This is a genomic window from Stenotrophomonas sp. WZN-1 (assembly GCF_002192255.1).
GTDB lineage: Bacteria > Pseudomonadota > Gammaproteobacteria > Xanthomonadales > Xanthomonadaceae > Stenotrophomonas.
Genome location: NZ_CP021768.1, coordinates 2,765,865 through 2,787,346, shown reverse-complemented (window position 1 = coordinate 2,787,346; position 21,482 = coordinate 2,765,865). Strand labels below are relative to the sequence as shown.

The window sequence follows — 21,482 nt, the reverse complement described above, 5'->3', positions numbered from 1 at the left end:
TTCGGGTTGTCCAGCCATGTCCGATTCGCGTTCCCCGCACCGTTTCCATGCCGCCCACGCCCTGCTGGCCGAGGGTTGGGCCCGCGACGTCCGCCTGCAGGTGCAGGACGGTCGCATCACGGCGATCAGCACGGGGCAGGGCGCGCAGGCCGGCGACACCCGCGTTGGCATCCTGGTGCCGGGCCTGCCCAACCTGCACAGCCATGCCTTCCAGCGCGGCATGGCCGGGCTGACCGAGATCGGCGGCGGCGACGGTGACAGCTTCTGGAGCTGGCGCGAGCTGATGTACCGCTTCCTGGCCCACCTGCGCCCGGACGCGGTGCAGGCCATTGCCGCCCAGGCCTACATGGAAATGCTGGAAAGCGGCTTCACCCGCGTCGGCGAGTTCCACTACCTGCACCACGACGCCGACGGTCGGCCGTATGCCAACCGCGCCGAGATGAGTGCGCGGGTTGCGGCGGCGGCCGACCAGACCGGCATCGGCCTGACCTTGCTGCCGGTGTTCTATGCGCACGCCGATTTCGGCGGGGCGGCACCGAACCCCGCGCAGCGGCGGCTGATCCATGACGTGGACGGCTTCGCGCAGCTGCTGGACGCCGCCAAGCCGTCATTGGCCACGCTGCCCGATGCGGTGCTCGGCATTGCACCGCACAGCCTGCGTGCGGTCACCGGAGAGGAACTGAGCGCCCTGATGCCGCTGACCGACGGCCCGGTGCACATCCACATCGCCGAACAGGTGCGCGAAGTGGAGGCCTGCCTGGCCTGGAGTGGCCAGCGTCCAGTGCAGTGGCTGTACAACCATGCGCCGGTGGATGCGCGCTGGTGCCTGGTGCATGCCACCCACATCACCGATGACGAGCGTGCGGCCATTGTGGCCAGCCAGGCCGTGGCCGGCCTGTGCCCGATCACCGAGGCCAACCTGGGCGATGGCCTGTTCCCGATGCAGGCGTTCGCGCGCGAGGGCGGGCGCTTCGGTGTCGGTTCCGATTCAAATGTGCTGATCGACGCGGCTGAAGAACTGCGCCTGCTTGAGTACGGTCAGCGGCTGACCCTGCGCGGGCGCAATGTGCTGGCCCCGGATGCCACCCGCAGCACCGGCCGCTTTCTGTTCGAGGGCGCACTGCAGGGCGGTGCACAGGCCCTGGGCGTGGCCGCCGGCCTGCAGGTCGGCGCCAGTGCCGACCTGGTTGAACTGGATGCTTCGCACCCGGCGTTGCAGGCGCGACAGGATGACGCATGGCTTGACAGCTGGGTGTTCGCCGCACGTAATGGCGCGCTGCGATCGGTCTGGCGCCATGGCCGCCAGTGCGTGGCCGACGGCCGCCACCTGCAGCGCGAGGCGATCACCAGCGCCTTCGCTGCCGCCCTGCGCGGCGTGCTGGGCTGATCGCCTCCCGCCACCGAGACCCCATTACGTGAAGGCCAGCAAGTCCGCCACGCTCAACCAGCGTATCCGCAGCGATCTGGAAAGCCGCATCCTCAGCGGAGAGTGGGCGCCGGGCTTCCGTATTCCGTACGAGCACGAGTTGATGGAGCAGTACGGCTGTTCGCGGATGACCGTGAACAAGGTGCTGACCGCACTGGCCGAGAGCGGCATGATCGAGCGGCGCCGCCGCGCCGGTTCGTTCGTGGCGCGGCAGCCGCCGCACCTGGAGCAGGTGGCGCTGGAGATTCCGGATATCGCGATGGAAGTGGGGTCGCGTGGTCACCAGTACGGCTACCACCTGCTGCAGCGCGAGCTGCGCCTGGCCGATGCCGGCAATGCCGGTGAAGTCGAGCTGGCCGGGCAGGAAAACCTGCTGGCGATGCGCTGCCTGCACCTGGCCGACGGCCGTCCGCTGGCGCTGGAGCATCGTCTGATCAGCCCGGTGGGCGTGCCCGAGGTGCTGGAGGTCGATTTCAGTACCACCGCGCCGGGCAGCTGGCTGCTGCAGAACGTGTCCTGGACCCGTGCCCAGCACCGCATCAGTGCCTGGGGCGCGGACATCGCCACCGCCAAACTGCTGGACGTGAAGCCCGGCACCGCCTGCCTGGTGATCGAGCGCCTGACCTGGCGCGGTGAGCAGCCCATTACCCGCGTGCGCCAGGTGTTCCTCGGCGACGCCTGGGACCTGGTCGCGCGCTTCGCGCCGGGGGCAAGGTAGGGGCGTCTCCACGCATGGCGTGGATCTACGCGGCCGAAACGGCTGTCGCCTTGAACTCTGTCGGCGCGTGTGTACGATGTGTATCGTCCCTGCATGAAGAGCAGGGACCTCATCCGGGATCTGGAGGCGGCAGGTTGGACCTGTTGCAGGATTCGCGGATCCCATCATGTATTCGTGCACCCGCAGCGGCCTCACATCATCACCGTGCCTCACCCCAAAAAGGATCTGGGCAAGGGGCTGGTGCAGGCATTGCGGAAGCTCGCAGGGCTGACGTAGGAGGTTCCATGCGCTATCCAGTCTTGATCGAGGCAGGCGATGAACGCACCGCGTGGGGCGTCGTCGTTCCCGATCTGCCGGGGTGCTTCTCGGCTGCCGACTCGCTTGACGATGCGCTCGGCGCTGCCGAAGAGGCTGCGCTTGCCTGGATCGATGCGGCCCTGGATGAGGGACGCTCGATTCCCAGTCCTTCCGCGCCACAGAAGATCGTCGCCGAGGCCTCTGGCGATACGAAATGGATTCTTGCCTACATCTGCATTGATCCGGCCCTACTGGACGACACCATCGAGCGGGTCAACATCAGCCTGCCGCGTCGCATCCTGGCGAGGCTGGATGCGCAGGCCAGGGCGGCCGGTGAATCCCGCTCCAGCTACATCGCCCATCTCGCTGCGTTGGGCTGATCCAGCGCAGTGTAGAGCCGAGCGCATGCTCGGCTGCTTTTTGCGCGTTGCGCGAAAAGTCGAGCATTGCTCGACTCTACAAGGGCATCCACGCATGGCGTTGATCTACGGACACCCCAATCAATACGTAGCGCACTGCCGCCAGCGTACGGGCTCATCCACGCCGGGGCGGGCGTTGAGCTGGATACGCACGTTGCGCAGCGCGGGGTAGTGCAGCACTTCCTCGCAGACCCGCGGCCACACCGCTTCCAGTTCGCCGGTGCGGTTGATGGCCAGGGTCTGGCGGGTCAGCCAGACGCCGCTGGCGATGCCGGGCTTGCCGGCCAGTGCGCGGGCCAGATCGGCCTGGAAACGCTCCAGCGTGGCGGCATCCGGGTTGGGGTTGCTGCGCGCGTCGGTGGCCGGGGCGGCGGCAGTCGCGGGAGCGGGGGCGGCGGCAGGGACGGCTTCGATCGGGGCCGGTTCGGCGGCAGGCGCGGCCGAAGGCGTTGCCACCACCGGCGCCGCAGCAACCGGCGCGGCCTCTTCCACATGCAGGCCCTGCAGGCCCAGGCCGACCAGCAGCCCCAGCGTGACCGAACCCAGTGCGGCGATGGCGATGCGGCGCAGCGCCTCATGCCGGGCGCTGGCACGCACGCGCGCTTCGATATCGCCGGGCAGGTAGGGCTGCAGCAACGGCCACAGGCGCGGGCCGTCCAGCACTTCAACGGCCTGCTTCTCGGCGGCGCCACGGCCGTCGCGCTCGATCCGGCCTTCGGTCAGCAGCACGCCGCCCTTGGCGCCGGCCAGGCGCGCGGCCGCACCCAGCTCGTTCACTGCGGCGGTGCCGATGCGATAGGCCAGCCCATGCTTGCACGACACCATCCACTGATTGGGGCCATCGCTGAGCAGGAAGTCGCTGCTCGGCTCGCGGGCATCTTCGGTCGGATCGATCAGCTCACGCAGGCCACGCTGTTCGCGCAGCATGCGCTTGACCAGTACCGAGAACTCGCGCCAGTGCATGCCGGCCAGAGCCTGCAGGCCGAGTTGCATCTCCTTCTGCCGCCGCTTGATCCACCACAGATAGACAACGGCCAGGGAACAGGTAAGCAGGGCCGACAGCAGGGCCAGGATCCAGGGGAGCATGCAGGAGTAGGGCGGAAGGGGCGAAAGCGGAGAACGACAGTGTAAAGGTCGCGGTGCCCGGCTGGGTCAGGATGTTCCTGACAGGAAGCGTGATGGAGCGCGCAGATCGGCGCACGGCGGGCACGAAAAACCCGCCAATCCTGAAGCCGTGAGGGGAGGGAACAAACGGCAGCCGAAGCGATTGGCGGGTTGCTCGCGATTGTCAATCAATTTTTATTGCATTGCAACAATTGCGCTCAGGGCACGCTGTCCGGCGATTGATGGCTGCCCGGTGCAGGGGCGTCGGTACCGGACGCGGCGCGGGTTTCCAGCTTGGCCAGGCGCGCATGCAGGGCATCGATGCGGGCTTCCAGCGCGGTCACTTCGTCAGCGGTGGGGACATGCAGGCGCTTGAGCACGCCCTGCACCTGGTCATCAAAGGCCTTCTCGACCTTGTTCCAGGTGCCGGAGGCTTTCTCGCGGGCCTCGTCCAGCGAGGTTTCGACGTTGTCACGCCAGCCCGGGCCCTGTTCTCCGTTGCGTTCACGGCGGCGGGCCTCCCAGGCTTCGCCTTCCTTCACCAGGCCATCGAAGAAGCGGCTGCCCTCGGCCTGCGCACGGCCCAGCGCACCCAGCCCGGCCAGCCAGACCTGCTGCGCCGAATCGCTGAGCTTGCGCGAGAAGCGCTCGGCCTGGTCACCGAAAGAGGCGTCGTCGTTGCGGCGGTCGTCGTTCTCGTAGTGGTTCATCGCACTTCCCGTGGGAGTTGGGCCTGCCCCGAGAGTAGCGCGCGTTGGCGTTGCACGGTCGTGATGGTCGCCGCCGGGGTTCAGCCCAGCTTTTCCTTCAGCACGCGCTGGATCTCGCCTTCGACCATGCCCTTCATCGCCGATAGCAGGAACCCCAGCTTGGCGGTCACGCGCACGGCGCCCGGCTGCAGTTCGATCACACCGTCCACGCCGCTGCCTGAGAAGTTCAGGACGTCGGCGGTCCAGGACGACTTCAGGCCGAAGCGCTCGGACAGCTTGGCAGCGACCTGTTCGATCGCGGCGCGCGCCTGTGCGTCGGGCAGGGCGTGGGCGTGGCGGACATCGATGGTGGACATGCAGGCTCCTGGCGCAGGGCGGGGATGATCAAAGAGGGCGAGCATTGTGCGCATCGCGGGCCGCCGCGCCAAGCACTCATCGCAGGTTCTTCTTCGTTGGCGGCCAACCTGCTAGGCTGCGCCGCGTGCAGAACCTGCTTGTTCACTTCAGTCAACAACAACAGCCCGACCAGCCTCTGCGGCCCGGGGTGCAGCGCATCGTGCGCCAGGCCAACGGCAGTGTGCGGCTCGGCGATGCCGGCAACGGCGCCCTGTTGCTGGCCCAGTTCTGCATGGATGATCGCGGCCTCTGGCTGCAGGTCGGCAATGGCATCCGCGGCATCCACGTCAACGGCCGCCCCGTGCGCCGGATGGCCCTGCTGCGCGCGGGCGACGCGGTGTACGTGGATGGCGTGGAAATGGTGCTGCAGGGCGAAGTCGAGAGCCTGCTGCAGGCGCCTGCGCCGAAGAACGAGGATGGCAGCGACGAGCAGCAACGACTGCTGCGCGGTGTCGGCGGCCTGCACCATGGCCGTAGCTTCACCCTGTCGCGGGCCCGCCTGATCGGCCGCGGCAACGAGGCCGACATCGCCATCGATGACCCGGCCTTCGCCGAACAGCACGCCCGCGTGGAAGTGCACGGCGAGCGCGTGCTGCTGCGCGACCTGGGCAGTGCCGACGGTACCCGGGTCAACGGTGTGGCCGTGCGCCACTGCTGGCTGCAGGCCGGCGACCAGGTGGTGTTCGATGGCCAGCACCGGTTCGTGCTGGAAGTGCCGCATGATCCGCGCCGGCGGCCGCTGCCCGCCGAGGACGACGCCAGCCAGGAGGCCGAGCAGGCGCCGGTCCTGCCGGCCGCGCCGCGCCGGGTCCGGCGCTGGCCGTGGTTGCTGGTCAGCGCACTGCTGCTGGCCGCACTGCTCAGCCTGCTGCTGTGGTTCGGCGCGCGCTGACCTGAACCGGCCGGGCATGGCCCGCGCGCTACCTGGACGGCGTTCATTTCCCCGTTCCTGGTGGGTGCCGACCTTGGTCGGCACGCTTCTTCGGCGGACCTGGCGCCTGACGGCGTACGCCGACCAAGGTCGGCGACTACCGGCACCATGCTGGCGGTCAATGGATTCCAATGAAACCAAATTTCCCTTGCCGCACTAGGCCGCAAGGCTGGTGCACTGCGGCATACTAGGGGTCTTGCCCCACAGGTGTGACATGACGCGCGCGTTCAACTTCAGTGCCGGCCCTGCAACCTTGCCGGAATCGGTCCTGCGCCAGGCGCAGGCGGAAATGCTGGACTGGCACGGTACCGGTGCCTCGATCGTGGAAATGAGCCATCGCGGCGCGGAATTCATGTCCGTGGCCGCCGAGGCCGAGGCCGACCTGCGTCGCCTGCTCGATATCCCCGAAGACTACGCGGTGCTGTTCCTGTCCGGTGGTGCCACCACCCAGCAGGCGCTGATACCGCTGAACTTCGCCGCCCCCGGCCAGCATGCCGACTACGTGGTCAGTGGCCACTGGGGCAAGACCGCGGTCAAGCAGGCCGGTGTCTACGTGGACGTCAACATTGCCGCCAGCAGCGAGGCCGATGGCTACCGCACGCTGCCACCGCGTGCCGGCTGGCAGCTCTCGCCCGATGCCGCCTATGTGCACATCACCGCCAACGAGACCATCCACGGTGTCGAGTTCCGTGATGTGCCCGATACCGGCAATGTGCCGCTGGTGGCCGACTTCAGCTCGTCCATTGCCAGCGAGCCGCTGGACGTGCGCCGCTACGGCGTGATCTATGCCGGGGCGCAGAAGAACCTGGGCCCGGTCGGCATCGCGGTGATGATCATCCGCCGCGACCTGCTCGAGCGCAGCGGCCAGCCGCGCGCGGACATCTTCGATTACCGCTCGCACGTCGCCCGTGATTCGATGCTCAACACCCCGCCGACCTGGAACTGGTACCTGGCCGGCCTGGTGTTCAAGTGGATGCTGGCCGAAGGTGGCGTGGCCGAGTTCGCCAAGCGCAATGCCGCCAAGGCCGCGCTGGTATACGGCGCCATCGATGGTTCCGGCGGCTTCTACCGCAACGAGGTCGCACACGCGGCACGCTCGCGGATGAACATCCCGTTCTTCCTGCCCGATGCCGAGCTTGATGCCCGTTTCGTCGCCGACGCCAAGGCTGCTGGCCTGCTGGCGCTGAAGGGGCACAAGGTGGTCGGGGGCATCCGTGCCTCGCTGTACAACGCCATGCCGCTGGCCGGGGCCGAGGCGCTGGTCGCCTTCATGGCCGATTTCCAGCAGCGACACGGTTGAGCAATGAATGGCGCGCACCGTCGGGTGCGGGCCCCGCAACAAGGAATTCCGATGGCAAGCAGCAAATCCAGCAAGAAGGCGCCGAAGAAGGCCGAACCGGCCAAGGACAGCGTGCCCACCAGGGCGAAGGGCAAGGCCAAGGCCGCGTCGAATCCGGCACCCACCCTGGCGCCGCTGGCGCTGGCCGATGTGCGCTCCAAGATCGACCAGATCGACCGCGATATCCAGAGCCTGATCGCCGAGCGCGCACGTTTCGCCCACCAGGTCGGCAAGGCCAAGGGCAAGCTCGCCGCCGCCGTCGACTACTACCGCCCCGAGCGCGAAGCGCAGGTGCTGCGCATGGTGGTGGACCGCAACGAAGGCCCGCTCAGCGATGAGCTGCTGGTGCACGTCTACCGCGAGATCATGTCGGCCTGCCTGGCCCAGCAGGAGCCGCTGAAGATCGGCTACCTCGGCCCGGAAGGTACCTTCAGCCAGCAGGCGGTGCTCAAGCACTTCGGCCGCTCTGCGCTGGGCCTGCCGATGGCCAGCATCGAGGAAGTGTTCCAGGAAGTCGAAGCGGGCAACGCCGATTTCGGCGTGGTGCCGGTGGAGAATTCCGGGCAGGGCACCATCCAGATCACGCTGGACATGTTCCTGACCTCCAACCTGAAGATCTGTGGCGAAGTGGAACTGCGCGTGCAGCAGTACCTGATGTCGCGCAGCGGCCGCATTGAGGACATCGAGCGCATTTACGCGCATCCGCAATCGTTCATGCAGACCTCCGCGTGGCTGCGTGCCAACCTGCCGAAGGCCGAAAAGATTCCGGTCTCGAGCAACGCAGAAGGTGCACGTCGTGCGCGCAACGCCGACGACGCAGCGGCCATCGGTGGCGAGAGTGCTGGCCACGTGTACGGCCTGAAGAAGGTGGTCACCAAGCCGATCCAGAACGATGCCGACAACACCACCCGCTTCCTGGTGGTGGGCCGCAACATCTTCCCGACCTCCGGCCACGACCGCACCTCGGTGCTGGTGTTCATCCATGACAAGCCCGGTGCGCTGTTCGACGTGCTCAGCCCGTTCGCCCGCCACGGCATCAGCATGAACCGCATCGAGTCGCGGCCGTCGCACCACGGCAAGTGGGAATACGGCTTCTTCATCGACCTGGCTGGCCACATCGACGACGCGCCGATGCAGGCCGCGTTGGCCGAACTGGAAGCGCACTCGGCGCAGATCAAGGTGCTGGGCTCCTATCCGGTGGCCGTGCCCTGAATGCTGCTGTGGCGGCCCTGGCCGCCGCTCCCTGATGCATCGCCGGCGCTGCCGGCGTTTACGGAATGATCGAACGATGAGCAATGCGCAACACTGGATCGCCCGCAAGGGCCGGCCGCTGCAGGGCAGCCTGACCATTCCCGGCGACAAGTCGGTCTCGCACCGCTCGGTGATGTTCGCCGCGCTGGCCGATGGCACCTCGCATATCGAAGGCTTCCTGGAAGGCGAAGACACCCGCGCCACTGCGCGTATCTTCAGCCAGCTGGGCGTGCGCATCGAAACCCCCAGTCCGTCGCAACGCATCGTGCATGGTGTGGGTATCGATGGCCTGAAAGCACCGGATGCACCGCTGGACTGCGGCAATGCCGGTACCGGCATGCGCCTGTTGGCCGGCCTGCTGGCAGGCCAGGCGTTCGACTGCACGCTGATCGGCGATGAGTCGCTGTCCGGTCGTCCGATGCGCCGTGTCACCGGCCCGCTGGCGCAGATGGGCGCGAAGATCGACACCCAGGATGACGGCACGCCGCCGCTGCACGTGCATGGCGGGCAATCGCTGCACGGCATCGACTTCGCCTCGCCGGTGGCCAGCGCGCAGATCAAGTCGGCGGTGCTGCTGGCCGGCCTGTATGCGCAGGGCGAAACCAGTGTGGTGGAACCGCACCCGACCCGCGATTACACCGAGCGCATGCTGTCCGCGTTCGGCGTGGACATCGAATTCTCGCCAGGCAAGGCCCGCCTGCGTGGCGGCCAGCGCCTGCGCGCCACGGATATCGTGGTACCGGCCGACTTCTCTTCGGCCGCGTTCTATCTGGTTGCCGCCAGCATCATTCCAGGCTCCGCGCTGCGCCTGAAGCAGGTCGGCCTGAATCCGCGTCGCACCGGCCTGCTGCACGCGCTGCGCCTGATGGGTGCGGACATCACCGAAGAGAATCCGGCCGAGCAGGGCGGTGAGCCGGTGGCCGATCTGGTGGTGCGCTACGCCCCGCTGAAGGGCGCGCGCATTCCGGAAGCACTGGTGCCGGACATGATCGACGAGTTCCCGGCGCTGTTCGTGGCCGCTGCCGCCGCCGAAGGCCAGACCGTGGTGAGCGGTGCCGCCGAACTGCGGGTGAAGGAATCCGACCGCCTTGCGGCGATGGCCACCGGCCTGCGCGCGCTGGGCATGCAGGTGGACGAAACCGAAGACGGCGCAACCCTGCACGGCGGCGTGCGCCTGGGCAGCGGCACCATCGAAAGCCACGGTGACCATCGCATCGCCATGGCATTCGCCATTGCCGGCCAGATCAGTGACGGCGAAGTGCGCATCAACGACATCGCCAACGTCGCCACGTCCTTCCCCGACTTCGATGGCCTGGCCCGCAGCGCCGGGTTCAACCTGGCCTGATCGGAAGCGCATCCGCCGGATCATGCCCGGCGGATCGCATCACGCGGTAGCTGCCAACCTTGGTTGGCACGCCCATATCTCCCGGTAGGTGCCAACCTTGGTTGGCACGCGTCTCCGCATAAAAGGACGGAGGCCGAAGCCTCCGTCTAAACATCACGAACCCCTCGTCCGCGATCAACGCTGTTCGGTACGGAAATCCACCGGAACCCGCACCACACTGGCCACTGCACGGCCTTCATGCATCGCCGGCTGGAACTTCCAGTTCTGCACGGCGCTCAGCACCGCACGATCCAGGTCACGGCTGCGTTCGCCGCTGCGCGAAACAATCGCGGCATTGGTCACCTGGCCACGGGTATCGACATTCAGGCTGGCGATCACGCTGCCCTGCACGCCGTTGCGCAGCGCTGCAGCGGGGTAGGTCGGCTTGCTGTTGCCTGCCAGCGGGCGCGCCTCGCGATTGCGTACTGCGGGGGCGGCCTTGTGCCGGCTGCCGGCCGGTGTGGCCTGGCGGGCAGCGGGCTCCTGCACGTCGGCCACCGGCGTCTGCTCGGGGGCGGGCAGGATGCGCTCGCCGACCGGTGCCGGCGCCACGTCTTCCTGGTTCGAGTGACGCAGCCAGAGCAGCGCGGCGGCAAACATCGCCACGATCAGCGCGATCCACATCCAGGGCGACGTGGGCTTGTGCTGTTCGCTGGCATCCTGCTGCAGCTGCGGCGAATGAAGGTCTTCGTGGGTGGTGGCGGTCATCGCAAACTCCTTCCGTCAATGGACGACGGGGAGAGTGTTGCGCGGGCCAGTGGCGGGAAGTGTCAGCGTTACGTCAACGCGACCGGCAGGGTTCAGTTTGCCTGCCGGGAAACGTTCAGTTACTGGGTCTTGAAGTCGAACGGCACTTCAATGCTGCCCGGTACGGCCTGGCCGTTGCTCTGTGCCGGGGTGAAGCGCCAGCGGCGCACGGCGTCGGTGGCGGCACGGTCGAGCTCGCGTGAGCCGCTGCGCTGGATCACGGTGGCATTGTTCGGGTAGCCGGTGGCATCCACGTCCACGCGGACCACCACGCTGCCGGTCTCGCCGGCGCGCAGCGCGGCGGCCGGATAGGCCGGCGGCGGCGACTGGCCGGCAATCGGCATCGGCTGGCTGTTGCCGGCGGTGGCGGCCGGCGCAGGGGCCGGCGCGGCCGGGGCCGGTTCAGCGATGGGCGCCGGCGGTGGCGGGGCGGTTTCGACCAGCTTCGGGGCGTCGTCGTCTACCGGGGCGGGCTTGGCATCGGGCATGTCGCTGGAGCCTGCGGCTGCGGCCAGCGGTTCCGGCAGCGGTTCCACCTGCGCGGTCTCCTGCGGGGTCTGCGCGGCCGGGTCGGCACGGAAGAACTCCTTGTCGCGGCCGGTCAACCAGACCAGCACGAACAGCAGAACGCCCACGCCGAAGGCGATGCCGGCGATCTTCAGGGCGTTGCGCGGGATATGCACAGTGAACGACTTGGCGGACGACGAGCGGGGTGCAGACATGGACCGGACCAGTACGGAATAGCCCGATTCTGCCACGCCGGGAATGAACCGGGCGGCAGAAATCCGTATAACAAGCGATAATCCCATCCCTGATACCCACCACGACACCTGCCATGCTTGATCCAGCCCTGCTCCGCCACCAGCCCGCCGACCTCGCCGAACGCCTGCGCACCAGCCGCGGCTTCGAGCTCGACGTGTCTGCCCTGGAGTCCCTGGAGGCTGATCGCAAGCGCATCCAGGTGCGGACCCAGGAGCTGCAGAGCCTGCGCAACAGCCGTTCCAAGGCCATCGGCCAGGCCAAGGCCAAGGGCGAGGACGTTTCGGCCATCATGGCCGAGGTCGCTGCCTTCGCCGACGAGCTGAAGGCTTCGGAAGTGGCGCTGGACGAGCTGCGCGAGAAGATCGACGCCATCTCGATGGGCATTCCGAACCTGCCGGCCGATGATGTGCCGGCCGGTGCCGACGAGAACGACAACGTCGAGCAGGCGCGCTGGGGTACTCCGCGCCAGTTCGATTTCAAGGTGCTCGACCACGTTGAACTGGGCGCCCGCAATGGCTGGCTGGACGGCGAAACCGCGGCCAAGCTGTCCGGTTCGCGCTTCACCGTGCTGCGTGGCCCGATCGCGCGCCTGCACCGCGCCCTGGCCCAGTTCATGGTCGACCTGCACACCGGTGAGCACGGCTACGAGGAAACCAACGTGCCGCTGCTGGTCAACGCCGACTCGCTGCGCGGTACCAGCCAGCTGCCGAAGTTCGAGGACGACCTGTTCAAGACCGCCGTGGGCGATTCCACGCGTTACCTGATCCCGACCTCGGAAGTGCCGCTGACCAACATCGTGCGCGACGAGATCGTCGACGCCGAGCGCCTGCCGCTGCGCATGACCGCCCACTCGATGTGCTTCCGCGCCGAGGCCGGCAGCGGCGGCCGCGACGTGCGCGGCATGATCCGCCAGCACCAGTTCGAGAAGGTCGAGCTGGTCTCGATCAGCCGACCGGAAGACAGCGATGCCGAACACCAGCGCATGACCCGCTGCGCCGAAGTGGTGCTGGAGAAGCTGGGCCTGCCGTACCGCAAGGTGCTGCTGTGCACCGGCGACATGGGCTTCTCGGCGGTGAAGACCTACGACCTGGAAGTCTGGCTGCCGTCGCAGGAAACCTACCGCGAGATCTCCTCGTGCTCGAACTGTGGTGACTTCCAGGCCCGCCGCATGCAGGCCCGCTGGCGCAACCCGGCCACCGGCAAGCCGGAGCTGGCGCACACGCTGAACGGCTCGGGCGTGGCCGTTGGCCGGGCGATGATCGCGGTGATGGAGAACTACCAGAACGCCGATGGCAGCATCACCGTGCCGGAGGCCCTGCGCCCGTACATGGGCGGCCTGGAAACCATCGCCTGATTCCCTGATCGGATGGGTGCCATGCTTGCATGGCACCGCTGTGGCTCTGGTGGGTGCCATGCTTGCATGGCACCGCTGTGGCTCTGGTGGGTGCCATGCCTGCATGGCATCGCTGTTGCTCTGGTGGGTGCCAAGCCTGCACGGCATCACTGTGGCTCTGGTGGGTGCCATGCTTGCATGGCATCGCTGTTGCTCTGGTGGGTGCCATGCTTGCATGGCACCGAATCCACGCATGGCGTGGATCTACTGGAGGGTGTTGCACGCGCCCGGCATGAATTCACCGATGCCCCAGTAGATCCACGCCATGCGTGGATGAACCGCCGCGATCACTCCGCAGCCCGCAGCTTCTCCAACGGCACCCATCCCGGTTCGCCGGTCTCCGGCACGCACCACGCCCAGCCATTGAGCGTGCGCACCCCGCGCAGCAGCTGCCCAGGATCCACATCCAGCTCCCGCGCGCAGTAATCCTCCGTGGCAAACGCGCCACCCTGCGCATCGCGGCCGATCACCGGCGCCGGCACAAAACCAGGCTGTTGCCCCTCGGCTTCGCACAGGAACCAGTCGTCCCAGCCCTCCGGGCCTTCATAGCGTTCGCCCACCACCAGCGCCTGGCCGTGGCGCAGGGTGATCGGGTGCGGAAATTCGCTGCGGTGCGCAGCCGTCACGATGTAGTCCATGGCCCCAGCGTAGCGCGCCCATGAAAAAACGGCCCCGCAGAGCGGGGCCGCCAGGGTGGGCCGGGATGGGGGAGGGGATCCCGGCCCGCGTTCAGCGCCCAGACGAGGAGAGAGGGGCGCTGAACGTTGGAACGCATTACGCCGCGACGGCTTCATCCGCTGCGTGCGACGGCAGTGCTGCCAGCGCGCCGGCAATGGCGTCTTCACGGTGCTGCGGCGAGTAGGCGATGCCCTCGGCGCGCACGAACTCGACTTCGTTGATGCCCATGAAGGCGAACACCTGGCGCAGGAACGGTTCCTGGAAGTCGGCCGGCGAGTCGGTGTAGATGCCGCCGCGGCTGCTGGCGATGATCACCCGCTTGCCACCGGCCAGGCCGACCGGGCCGTTCTCGGTGTACTTGAAGGTGCGGCCGGCCACGGCCACGCGGTCGATCCAGGCCTTCAGCGTGGACGGGATGCTGAAGTTGTACATCGGCGCGCCGATCACCACGATGTCAGCCTCCAGGAACTGCTGCATCACCTGTTCAGCATCGGTCGCCTCGGCGGCATCGGTCTTGGCCAGCGAACTGCTGCGCAGATGCGGTACCGGATTGGCGTCAAGATCGCGATAATCGACCTGCAGGCCGTCGATCTGGCCGGTGAAGCGGGCGACCACGGCGGCCGACAGCTGGCGGGACACGGAGTTGTCGCCAAGCACGCTGGCGTCGAGATGCAGAAGCTTCATGGCAGTCACCTATGTTCTGGGAGGAAGGGGCGGGGTGCCCCGCCGATGGAGAGAACGATAGGTTGTTGCAAAGACGGGATAAAGGTGGTTGAATGCCACGTATTGTTCTAGATATGGAACTCGGGCATGCACGACCTGAATGATCTGTACTACTTCGCGATGGTGGTCGACCACGGCGGATTCGCCGCCGCCGAGCGCGCCTTGGGCATCCCCAAGTCGCGACTGAGCCGCCGCATCAGCCAGCTGGAAACCGACCTGGGCGTGCGCCTGCTGCAGCGCTCCACGCGCCGTTTCGCGGTCACCGACGTCGGCACCAGCGTGCACCGCCATGCGCAGACGATGCTGGCCGAGGCCCAGGCCGCACGCGAAGTCGTGGACCGCCTCAGCGCCGAACCGCGCGGTGTGGTGCGCGCCAGCGTGCCGGTGTCGCTGGCGCAGATGCAGCTGCCCAAGCTGCTGCCCAAGTTCCTTGAGCAGTATCCGAAGGTGCGGCTGCAGCTGAACATCAGCAACCGCCGCGTGGACATCATCAATGAAGGCTACGACGTGGCCCTGCGCGTGCGTTCGCGCCTGGACGACGACGGCAGCCTGGTGATGCGCAGCTTCGGCCAGGTGCAGGAACTGCTGGTGGCCAGCCCGAAGTACCTGGACCGCGCCGGCCGCCCCAAGGATCCGGAAGAGCTGACCCAGCACGTCACCCTCAGCATCAGCGAAGACGAAGCCCGCCAGCGCTGGGAGCTGCATGGCCCGGAAGGCGAAGTTCGCCGGGTCGACCTGCAGCCGCGCGTGGCCGGCTTCGACTTCCCGCTGCTGCAGAGCATGGTGAAGGACGGCTTCGGCATCACTATGCTGCCGGAAACCGTGTGCGCCGACGCCGTGCGCAACGGCGAGCTGGAAGTGGTGCTGCCGGACTGGTCACTGCCGCAGGGTGTGTGCCATGCCGTGTTCGCTTCGCGCCGCGGCCTGCTGCCGGCGGTGCGCGTGTTCATCGACTTCCTGGCCGAGCACCTGCCGCCGCAGCTGGAGGCCTCGCGCCTGGATTGCGGTGGCGCCTGTGAAAAGGCCAAGGAACGGATCAAGGCCAGTGCGCTGGGTGCGCTGGCGGTGGATGCGGGCTAAGGCACCTACCCGCAACTGCACCGCCGATCTGTTGAACGGTAGCGCCGGGCCATGCCCGGCGTTGCTGCTTTCCGGGCCCAGTCACTTCCGGCCGAGCAGCCGATCCCAGAAGCTGCGCCGCGGCGGTGCGGCCGGTGCGGGCTCGGCAACGACCGGCGCTTCCAGCACCGCCATCAGTTCCGCGCTGCGTGGCTTCTTCAGGAAGCGCGCGTAGTCCAGATAACTGGTGACCTTGCTCATGTGCAGGCGTTCGGGCATTGCCGGCAATGCGCCGTCCTGCAACAGCACCCGCAATGCCTGCGGACGGTCCAGGCGGATCGCCTCGAACAGCGCGGTGCCGCCACAGCCCGGTTCGATCTGGTTGGCGCGCTGCGGCGCATCCTTCAGCAGGGCTCGCAGTGCCTCCGCGTCATCGCGCTCCACGGCGGCCACCAGCCGCGCCAGTGCCTCGGCTTCCGCAGGCGGCAGGTTGTCGCGATAGGCCTGATCGGCAATCTCGCGCTCGTCGCGCCCATCACCGCCCTCGATGCACAGGAAATCGGTGACCAGGGCCACCGGTATGCCGGACGTATCCAGCGCCCAATAGCTGGGATAGACACCGTCGCCCCAGCCGCTGGTGAATACCACCAGGCCGTGCGGCGAGTCCTCGCCCCAGGGGCGGTACTCGGCGCCTTCATCCAGGCCATCGTGGTCGATCAGTGCATCCGACCATTCACTCTCTTCGTCGCCATCGGCCTGTTCGATCAGGGCCAGCAGCGCCTGCTGGGTGTCGGTGTCCATGAAGCAACCGATGCCAGCGTCGACCGGGTAGCCGATGAAGCTGTCCTCATCCAGTCCGGTCAGATCCTGCGTGGTCCAGCGCGCCATCTGCCAGTGCAGGGCGGTTGCGCTGAGGGCTTCGCGGGGCTTGAACCAGACCACCGCCAGCGCGGGGCGGCCGCTGTGCACGATGATCTCGACCGGGTGCCGGCCCAGCGGGGCGGTGTAGTCGGCCAGCGCGGGCGCCTCGGCCTGGACCAGCGGATCGCAGACCACCAGCTGCCCGCTGCTGACTGGCAGGTGCCCGGCGAAGGTGCGGTGCAGGGCCACAGCAGCCAGTTGGGTGTCGTCCAGCAGGCAGGTGCGCAGGTTGGCCAGATCGAGATGGGCCATGGCGGCTCCGAGTGCGGTGAGGGCCCCCACCGTGCCGGATGCGAAGGGCAGGGGCAAGATGGTCTTGGGCAAATGCCCTTCACGTGCGAGAATACGCCGCTGCCCGGGCGACCGGGACCCGATTGGAGAGATGGCCGAGCGGTTTAAGGCACCGGTCTTGAAAACCGGCGAAGGGTCAAACCTTCCGTGGGTTCGAATCCCACTCTCTCCGCCATAACGCGAACGCTCCGGAAGGGGCGTTGTGCGTTTCTGGCAGGCTGCGGTCCCCTGAACACCTGAGCTGCTGGTCTGCACGTGAGTTCACGTGTTCATCCACGACGCCCACCCTTCGGCTTGTTGTGGCACAACGGGTAGCTCGAGCACGACCGGAAAGCCCCATGCGGCCCATTGCGGTCCACGAACACGCCCACCTTGCACACCGGGCAGCGCTCTTCGTGGAGGGCCGCGCCTGAAATCGCGGTCACTTCCACTGTCCCGTCCTTCACCAGCTCATCCAGGAACGGCGAGTGCCTGCCCTGCAGGGTGAACATCGCCACGCTCCGCCGCGCACGCGTCAGCGCGACATAGAACAGGCGCCGTTCTTCGCTCAGCGGATAGGTATCCCCATCCGGCATCGCCAGCGAAAGCACCGGGTCATCCGCGCGCAGGCTCGGGAAGCTGCGGTTGATCATGCCCGGCAGGATCACGTAGTCCGCCTCGCGCCCCTTCGATCGATGTGCGGTCAGGAACTCGACATCCATCGTGCTGCCGAAGGCCGTCTTCCAATCCGGAGGCACTGCGCCACGATCCGCGCGATACCGCCCCAGAACAAAGACCGTCACGCGCCCGTTGCGGCCCTGTGGAACGGCTCCGGACAGCAGCTGCTGATGCAGCTTGGCGAGGTATTGGCGAACGCCATCCTGCACCTCCTCACGCCGGTTCATCTGGAACGCCTGCAGCATCGGGCCCATTGCCGGTGCAGCAGAGCGAACGTCTTTGGCGATCTGCGCGGAGTTGCGGCTGATGAAGCGGCTGGACACATCGCACAGTGCCTGCGGGCAACGGAACGTCTGCTCCAGTTTCAGCACCTGGCCATGGCCCATCCACTCGCGGAATCCGGTCATCACCGAAATGTCGGCACCGGCGAAGCGATTGATCGACTGCCAGTCATCGCCCACCGCGAACAGATGGCGGCCCGGTTGGCTGACCAATGCACGGCACAGGCGCGCACGGGCGCGCGATGCATCCTGGAACTCGTCGGCCATCACCAGTTCGTAGGGCGATTCATAGTGGCCCTGTTCCAGCAGGCCGGCCGCCATGTTGAGCATGTCCTCGAAGTCGATGCTGCGCTCGTCAGCCAGCGCGTTATCCCAGGCCTGGAAAACCGGCCCGGCGATCTCCAGGAAGCGCCTGTAGCGTTCCTTGAACTGATACTCGGGCATCTGCCGCAGGCGCGCCGCCATATCGTCCAGCGTCAGGCAGTTGCTCTTGGCATGGGCAATGAAGGTGCGCATCAAGCCGATCAGGTCCGCATCCGGCATCGGCTTGGCGCCTTGGTCCGGCAGCTCGCGGTCCGGGTTCGGGTCGAGCTCGACATCGGACGCGCCGAGCCGCTCCGCCAGATCCTGCAGGGCATGCCCACTGCGCAGGCCAAACGACGTAGTCTCGACCAGGGCGGTGCCGCGCGCCACATGCTGCTGGCGCTTCCAGTGCATCCCTTCGCTGTAGTTGGCAAAGTGCTTCGGCGGCTGGCCATCGGCATCCAGCGCAAAGTGCTCGTGATACAGCTGGGCATCTGGATAGTAGAAGTCCGGACGATACTGGCGATGGGTGTCTGTCGCGGTATCGAACTCGTAGCGCCGCTCGTAGTCGTAGGCCACGCCGTTATAGAACAGCCAGTCGGCGATGACGCACTCTTCCAGGCTCTTCACCCGCTCACCCTGCAGGGTGCGGATGTAGGGCGTGCCATCGCGGTCGTAACCATCGGCCATCATGTCGGCACCGAACGGCGGCAGGTCGCGCCCGAACACCAGGCGGAACATGTCCCACTGGGTCCGGAAATGGGTCGAGCGGTCCTTCAGGTCGTCCACCAGTTCGGCCAGCTTGTTGAAACCCAGCGTCGCATCGACCGCCCATTCCGGGATATCGGGCTTGCGCCCTGTGGCCTTGGCGATGATGGACAGGCCCAGGGCGTGGAAAGTCCGGGCTTCCACCACGGTATCGCCCATGCCGAGCCGGTCGAAGCATCGCTGCGCGCGCTCTTCCAGCTCCTGGGCGGCGTCCTTGTTGAAGGCGAGCATCACGATCCGTTCGGGTTCGACAAAGCCGCGATCGATGGCATAAGCCGCCTTGGCGACCATCGTGGAGGTCTTGCCCGAGCCGGCTGCGGCCACGACCTGCACCCGGTTGTCAAAGCAGATGACGGCGTGGGCTTGTTCCTCGGTCAGGGGCTTGCTCTCGACCCGGTCCAGGAAGTCCTTGGCCAGCACCCGCTCGCGCTCTGCCATGGTCGCGTTGGCCTCGGCCCAGACGGCGGGCCAATCCAGCTGCCAGTCGTGCAGGGCGTCCAGCGCAGCACGATGGCTGTGCGAATGCAGGTCGCCATGCACGTTTTCATCTAGGAACAGTTGCTCCAGCTCCGGCGACTGCAGCGGCAGGGAGGAGCGCTCGGCCAGCAGCACCTGCTGCTGCTCGTGGGTGATCCAGCGGCGGCCGGCACTGCCGCGGTCGATGAGGGTGTCCGCGGCGCTCAACCACGCCTGGATCTGCTCCAGGATCGTGTCAAACAAGACCTTGCGCCCGCGTGTGCTGCGCGCGAAGCGCACGTGCTGCAGCGCCGCCGCAAGCCGGGACGCCTGCGCGTTGGCAAGCCCGTCCACCGACAGCCGCGCGGCGCCTTCCGTCTGCAGCTCGACCCGCGACCAGAAAAGCCCTGGAACGACCTGCACGCCGTGATCGTCATCCACGCGCTGGCGGTACTGCCGGCCTGCGACGTTCAGCTCGATGCTTTCGCCCTCCAGCCGCAACCACCAGTGTGGCGAACGAGTCACACGTTGGCCCCAGATCGAGGGGCGCCATTCCATAGACATCCAGGTACTGCCTTGCAAGCGTCAACCGGGCATGTAGAGCCCCGCATGATAAGGGGCCTTGACGTTGCGTGTGGCCTTTCACACGCGGGCGGGTGCGTGCGATAGCCGTCCATCACGGCCCGCTCAATTGCCTGTCGCATGGCATCATGATGCGCTTGGATCCAGGAGCAGGCCATGGAAATCGACTGGGACCGCGTGGGAACCTTGAAGCACGCCGGTGGTGGCTACGATATCCGTACGGATCCATTGAGGATCCTGGTGACCACGGCGAAACAAGGGCACGAGGGAGAAGTCTCCGACATGCTGATCGTGATGGACGATGGCACCGTCATTCCGCCAGGCGGGATCCTGCGTTTGGCGCTAGCGCCGGGCCGGCTCCCTTAGGCGTTCGGAAACCTGCAGCGTCCGCGCCAGTTTCTGGATCACTCGTAGGCACGGTCCCCCTTTGCAGGGGGGACTTCAACCGCCTCCCCACGCCGGATCAGCTCATCCAGATCCACCGCCGATGCCGCCAGTGCATCCTGTGCGTCGAAATCCCACCTGTTCCTGTAGTCCCGCGCCAGCAGGTCGCAGACCGCTTTTGCGCGCTGGTAGGCATCGTCTTTTCCCTCGGCCTGCTGCAACTCATCGCGATGGATCTGGCACAGCATGAGCTGGTGCGCGTCCTCGGCGCGCTGGCGCTCCCAGCCGATGTCGGGCAGGCCCGAAAGTGCGGCGGCAAGCGCGAATGCGGTCATTGGCATGTCGGGAGTCCAGCGGCGGTGGGAGTCTGAGCGTATGCGACCGGCGATGGCCGAAGACCACTGCCGCGCTGCGTGTTTCACGGCAGGTTCACCGTTCGCTGCAGCATGGAGGGCGCGTTGCAGCCCTCCATCTACACGCATCCATCGAGCCCCGTTGCGGTCATCCGCTCAGGCATTCACATCCACAACGATGCGGCCACGCACCTGACCGGGGATGATCTTCTCGTACACGTCCAGCACGTCGGCAAGCCCGATCAATTGCACCGTGCTTTCCAGCTTCTGCGGGTCCAGGTCGGTAGCAAGGCGATCCCATGCAAGCTGGCGAACGTCCTGCGGTGCGTTCACCGAATCCACGCCCGCAAGGGTCACGTTGCGCAGGATGAAGGGCAGCACCGAGCCGTGCAGCGCGTCGCTCTGCGCCAGGCCGCACGCGGCTACGGCACCGCGGTACTTGGTCTCGGCGATGGCGTTGACGAGGGTAGGGCCGCCCGCCACATCCACCACGCCGGCCCAGCGTTCGGCGCTCACCGGCCGGTCGCGCGGTTCCGAAAGCTGCGCGCGATCGATGATCTCTGCAGCCCCCAGGTTGCGCAGATACTCGGCATGCTCCGGGCGCCCGGTAGCGGCCACCACGCGATAACCCAGCTTTGAAAGGATCGCCACTGCGATCGAGCCGACACCACCGTTGGCGCCGGTCACCAGCACATCGCCCTTGTCGGGCGTCACGCCGGCATGTTCCAGGGCCAGTACGCACAGCATGGCGGTATAGCCAGCGGTGCCGATGGCCATTGCGTCGCGGGTGCTCAGGTTTCCGGGAATCCGGTTGAGCCATTCGCCGCGCACGCGGGCGCGCTGTGCCAGGCCGCCGTGGTGGCCCATGCTCAGGTCCCAGCCATTGAGCACAACGCGGTCGCCTGGCTTGAAGTCGGCCCTGCTGGATTCCAGCACCACGCCTGCCAGATCGATGCCGGGAATGAGCGGGAACGTCCGGATGACCGGACTCTTGCCGGTAAGGGCAAGCGCATCCTTGTAGTTGAGCGTGGAGTACTCGACCTGCACCAGGACGTCACCGTCCATCAGGTCGGCTTCATCGAAATCGACCAGTTCGGTCGAAACCTGGTTGTTCGTCTTGCGGGCGAGCAGTGCTTTGAACGTCATGGA

22 protein-coding genes and 1 tRNA gene are annotated in these 21,482 nt (G+C 67.0%); 12 read left to right on the top strand and 11 right to left on the bottom strand.

The features are described from left to right. Positions 1-16: 16 nt before the first annotated feature. From CCR98_RS13230 to CCR98_RS13215, 4 genes are all read left to right on the top strand, one after another. Positions 17-1,387, top strand: a complete 1,371-nt coding sequence (locus CCR98_RS13230) for a formimidoylglutamate deiminase (protein WP_087922988.1) — start codon at positions 17-19, stop codon at positions 1,385-1,387. 28 nt (positions 1,388-1,415) lie between these two features. Beyond that, complete coding sequence (gene hutC, locus CCR98_RS13225; protein WP_087922987.1) at positions 1,416-2,144, top strand: histidine utilization repressor; 729 nt, start codon at positions 1,416-1,418, stop codon at positions 2,142-2,144. A gap of 93 nt (positions 2,145-2,237) precedes the next feature. Next, positions 2,238-2,420 (top strand): type II toxin-antitoxin system HicA family toxin, encoded by a 183-nt coding sequence (locus CCR98_RS13220; protein WP_087924194.1) that lies wholly within the window; start codon positions 2,238-2,240, stop codon positions 2,418-2,420. Positions 2,421-2,428: 8 nt separating this feature from the next. Then, positions 2,429-2,821: a type II toxin-antitoxin system HicB family antitoxin gene (locus CCR98_RS13215; protein ID WP_087922986.1), complete on the top strand. Its 393-nt coding sequence runs from the start codon at positions 2,429-2,431 to the stop codon at positions 2,819-2,821. Positions 2,822-2,941: 120 nt separating this feature from the next. Here CCR98_RS13215 and CCR98_RS13210 read toward each other — a convergent pair whose 3' ends face one another. From CCR98_RS13210 to CCR98_RS13200, 3 genes are all read right to left on the bottom strand, one after another. Next, a complete protein-coding gene (locus tag CCR98_RS13210) occupies positions 2,942-3,946 on the bottom strand; it encodes a restriction endonuclease (protein ID WP_087922985.1) in 1,005 nt (334 codons plus the stop codon). A gap of 236 nt (positions 3,947-4,182) precedes the next feature. After that, entirely contained in the window at positions 4,183-4,674 is a 492-nt protein-coding gene (locus CCR98_RS13205; protein ID WP_014037692.1) for a phasin family protein, read from the bottom strand. A gap of 80 nt (positions 4,675-4,754) precedes the next feature. Next, complete coding sequence (locus tag CCR98_RS13200) at positions 4,755-5,030, bottom strand: polyhydroxyalkanoic acid system family protein (protein WP_087922984.1); 276 nt, start codon at positions 5,028-5,030, stop codon at positions 4,755-4,757. 125 nt (positions 5,031-5,155) lie between these two features. Here CCR98_RS13200 and CCR98_RS13195 point away from each other — a divergent pair, with 125 nt between their 5' ends. From CCR98_RS13195 to aroA, 4 genes are all read left to right on the top strand, one after another. Beyond that, positions 5,156-5,962: an FHA domain-containing protein gene (locus tag CCR98_RS13195; protein WP_087922983.1), complete on the top strand. Its 807-nt coding sequence runs from the start codon at positions 5,156-5,158 to the stop codon at positions 5,960-5,962. A gap of 253 nt (positions 5,963-6,215) precedes the next feature. Further along, on the top strand, positions 6,216-7,301 hold the full coding sequence (gene serC, locus CCR98_RS13190; protein ID WP_087922982.1) for a 3-phosphoserine/phosphohydroxythreonine transaminase: 1,086 nt from the start codon (positions 6,216-6,218) through the stop codon (positions 7,299-7,301). A 51-nt stretch (positions 7,302-7,352) separates the two neighbouring features. Continuing rightward, positions 7,353-8,552, top strand: coding sequence for a prephenate dehydratase (pheA, locus tag CCR98_RS13185; protein WP_087922981.1), 1,200 nt, complete (start codon positions 7,353-7,355; stop codon positions 8,550-8,552). A gap of 76 nt (positions 8,553-8,628) precedes the next feature. Further along, entirely contained in the window at positions 8,629-9,936 is a 1,308-nt protein-coding gene (gene aroA / locus CCR98_RS13180; protein WP_087922980.1) for a 3-phosphoshikimate 1-carboxyvinyltransferase, read from the top strand. Between the two features lie 174 nt (positions 9,937-10,110). On the opposite strand, the gene CCR98_RS13175 is transcribed toward aroA, so the two are convergent. After that, a complete protein-coding gene (locus CCR98_RS13175) occupies positions 10,111-10,683 on the bottom strand; it encodes an energy transducer TonB (RefSeq protein WP_087922979.1) in 573 nt (190 codons plus the stop codon). A 119-nt stretch (positions 10,684-10,802) separates the two neighbouring features. Next, a complete protein-coding gene (locus CCR98_RS13170) occupies positions 10,803-11,444 on the bottom strand; it encodes an energy transducer TonB (protein WP_087922978.1) in 642 nt (213 codons plus the stop codon). Positions 11,445-11,557: 113 nt separating this feature from the next. Here CCR98_RS13170 and serS point away from each other — a divergent pair, with 113 nt between their 5' ends. After that, a complete protein-coding gene (gene serS, locus CCR98_RS13165; RefSeq protein ID WP_087922977.1) occupies positions 11,558-12,838 on the top strand; it encodes a serine--tRNA ligase in 1,281 nt (426 codons plus the stop codon). Between the two features lie 326 nt (positions 12,839-13,164). On the opposite strand, the gene CCR98_RS13160 is transcribed toward serS, so the two are convergent. Further along, entirely contained in the window at positions 13,165-13,515 is a 351-nt protein-coding gene (locus tag CCR98_RS13160; RefSeq protein WP_087922976.1) for a ligand-binding protein SH3, read from the bottom strand. Between the two features lie 136 nt (positions 13,516-13,651). Then, positions 13,652-14,239, bottom strand: a complete 588-nt coding sequence (locus tag CCR98_RS13155) for an NAD(P)H-dependent oxidoreductase (protein ID WP_014037684.1) — start codon at positions 14,237-14,239, stop codon at positions 13,652-13,654. A 126-nt stretch (positions 14,240-14,365) separates the two neighbouring features. On the opposite strand from CCR98_RS13155, the gene CCR98_RS13150 reads away from it, so the two are divergent. Continuing rightward, positions 14,366-15,358, top strand: coding sequence for a LysR family transcriptional regulator (locus CCR98_RS13150; protein ID WP_005410175.1), 993 nt, complete (start codon positions 14,366-14,368; stop codon positions 15,356-15,358). 81 nt (positions 15,359-15,439) lie between these two features. Here CCR98_RS13150 and CCR98_RS13145 read toward each other — a convergent pair whose 3' ends face one another. Further along, positions 15,440-16,510 carry a DUF4241 domain-containing protein gene (locus CCR98_RS13145; protein ID WP_087922975.1) on the bottom strand — a complete coding sequence of 357 codons (1,071 nt, stop codon included), beginning with the start codon at positions 16,508-16,510 and terminating at the stop codon, positions 15,440-15,442. Positions 16,511-16,634: 124 nt separating this feature from the next. Here CCR98_RS13145 and CCR98_RS13140 point away from each other — a divergent pair. Continuing rightward, positions 16,635-16,724 (top strand) — tRNA-Ser (locus CCR98_RS13140). 94 nt (positions 16,725-16,818) lie between these two features. Here the strand turns inward: CCR98_RS13140 and CCR98_RS13135 are convergent. Continuing rightward, a complete protein-coding gene (locus CCR98_RS13135) occupies positions 16,819-19,572 on the bottom strand; it encodes a UvrD-helicase domain-containing protein (RefSeq protein WP_087922974.1) in 2,754 nt (917 codons plus the stop codon). Positions 19,573-19,752: 180 nt separating this feature from the next. Between CCR98_RS13135 and CCR98_RS13130 the strand changes: the two genes are divergently transcribed. Further along, a complete protein-coding gene (locus CCR98_RS13130) occupies positions 19,753-19,962 on the top strand; it encodes a hypothetical protein (RefSeq protein ID WP_087922973.1) in 210 nt (69 codons plus the stop codon). 38 nt (positions 19,963-20,000) lie between these two features. Here CCR98_RS13130 and CCR98_RS13125 read toward each other — a convergent pair whose 3' ends face one another. Both CCR98_RS13125 and CCR98_RS13120 read right to left on the bottom strand, forming a co-directional pair. Beyond that, the gene (locus tag CCR98_RS13125) at positions 20,001-20,321 is read right to left on the bottom strand and encodes a hypothetical protein (protein ID WP_087922972.1); all 321 of its coding nucleotides are present in this window, start codon (positions 20,319-20,321) and stop codon (positions 20,001-20,003) included. A 168-nt stretch (positions 20,322-20,489) separates the two neighbouring features. Then, on the bottom strand, positions 20,490-21,479 hold the full coding sequence (locus CCR98_RS13120; protein ID WP_087922971.1) for an MDR family oxidoreductase: 990 nt from the start codon (positions 21,477-21,479) through the stop codon (positions 20,490-20,492). Positions 21,480-21,482: the final 3 nt, after the last annotated feature.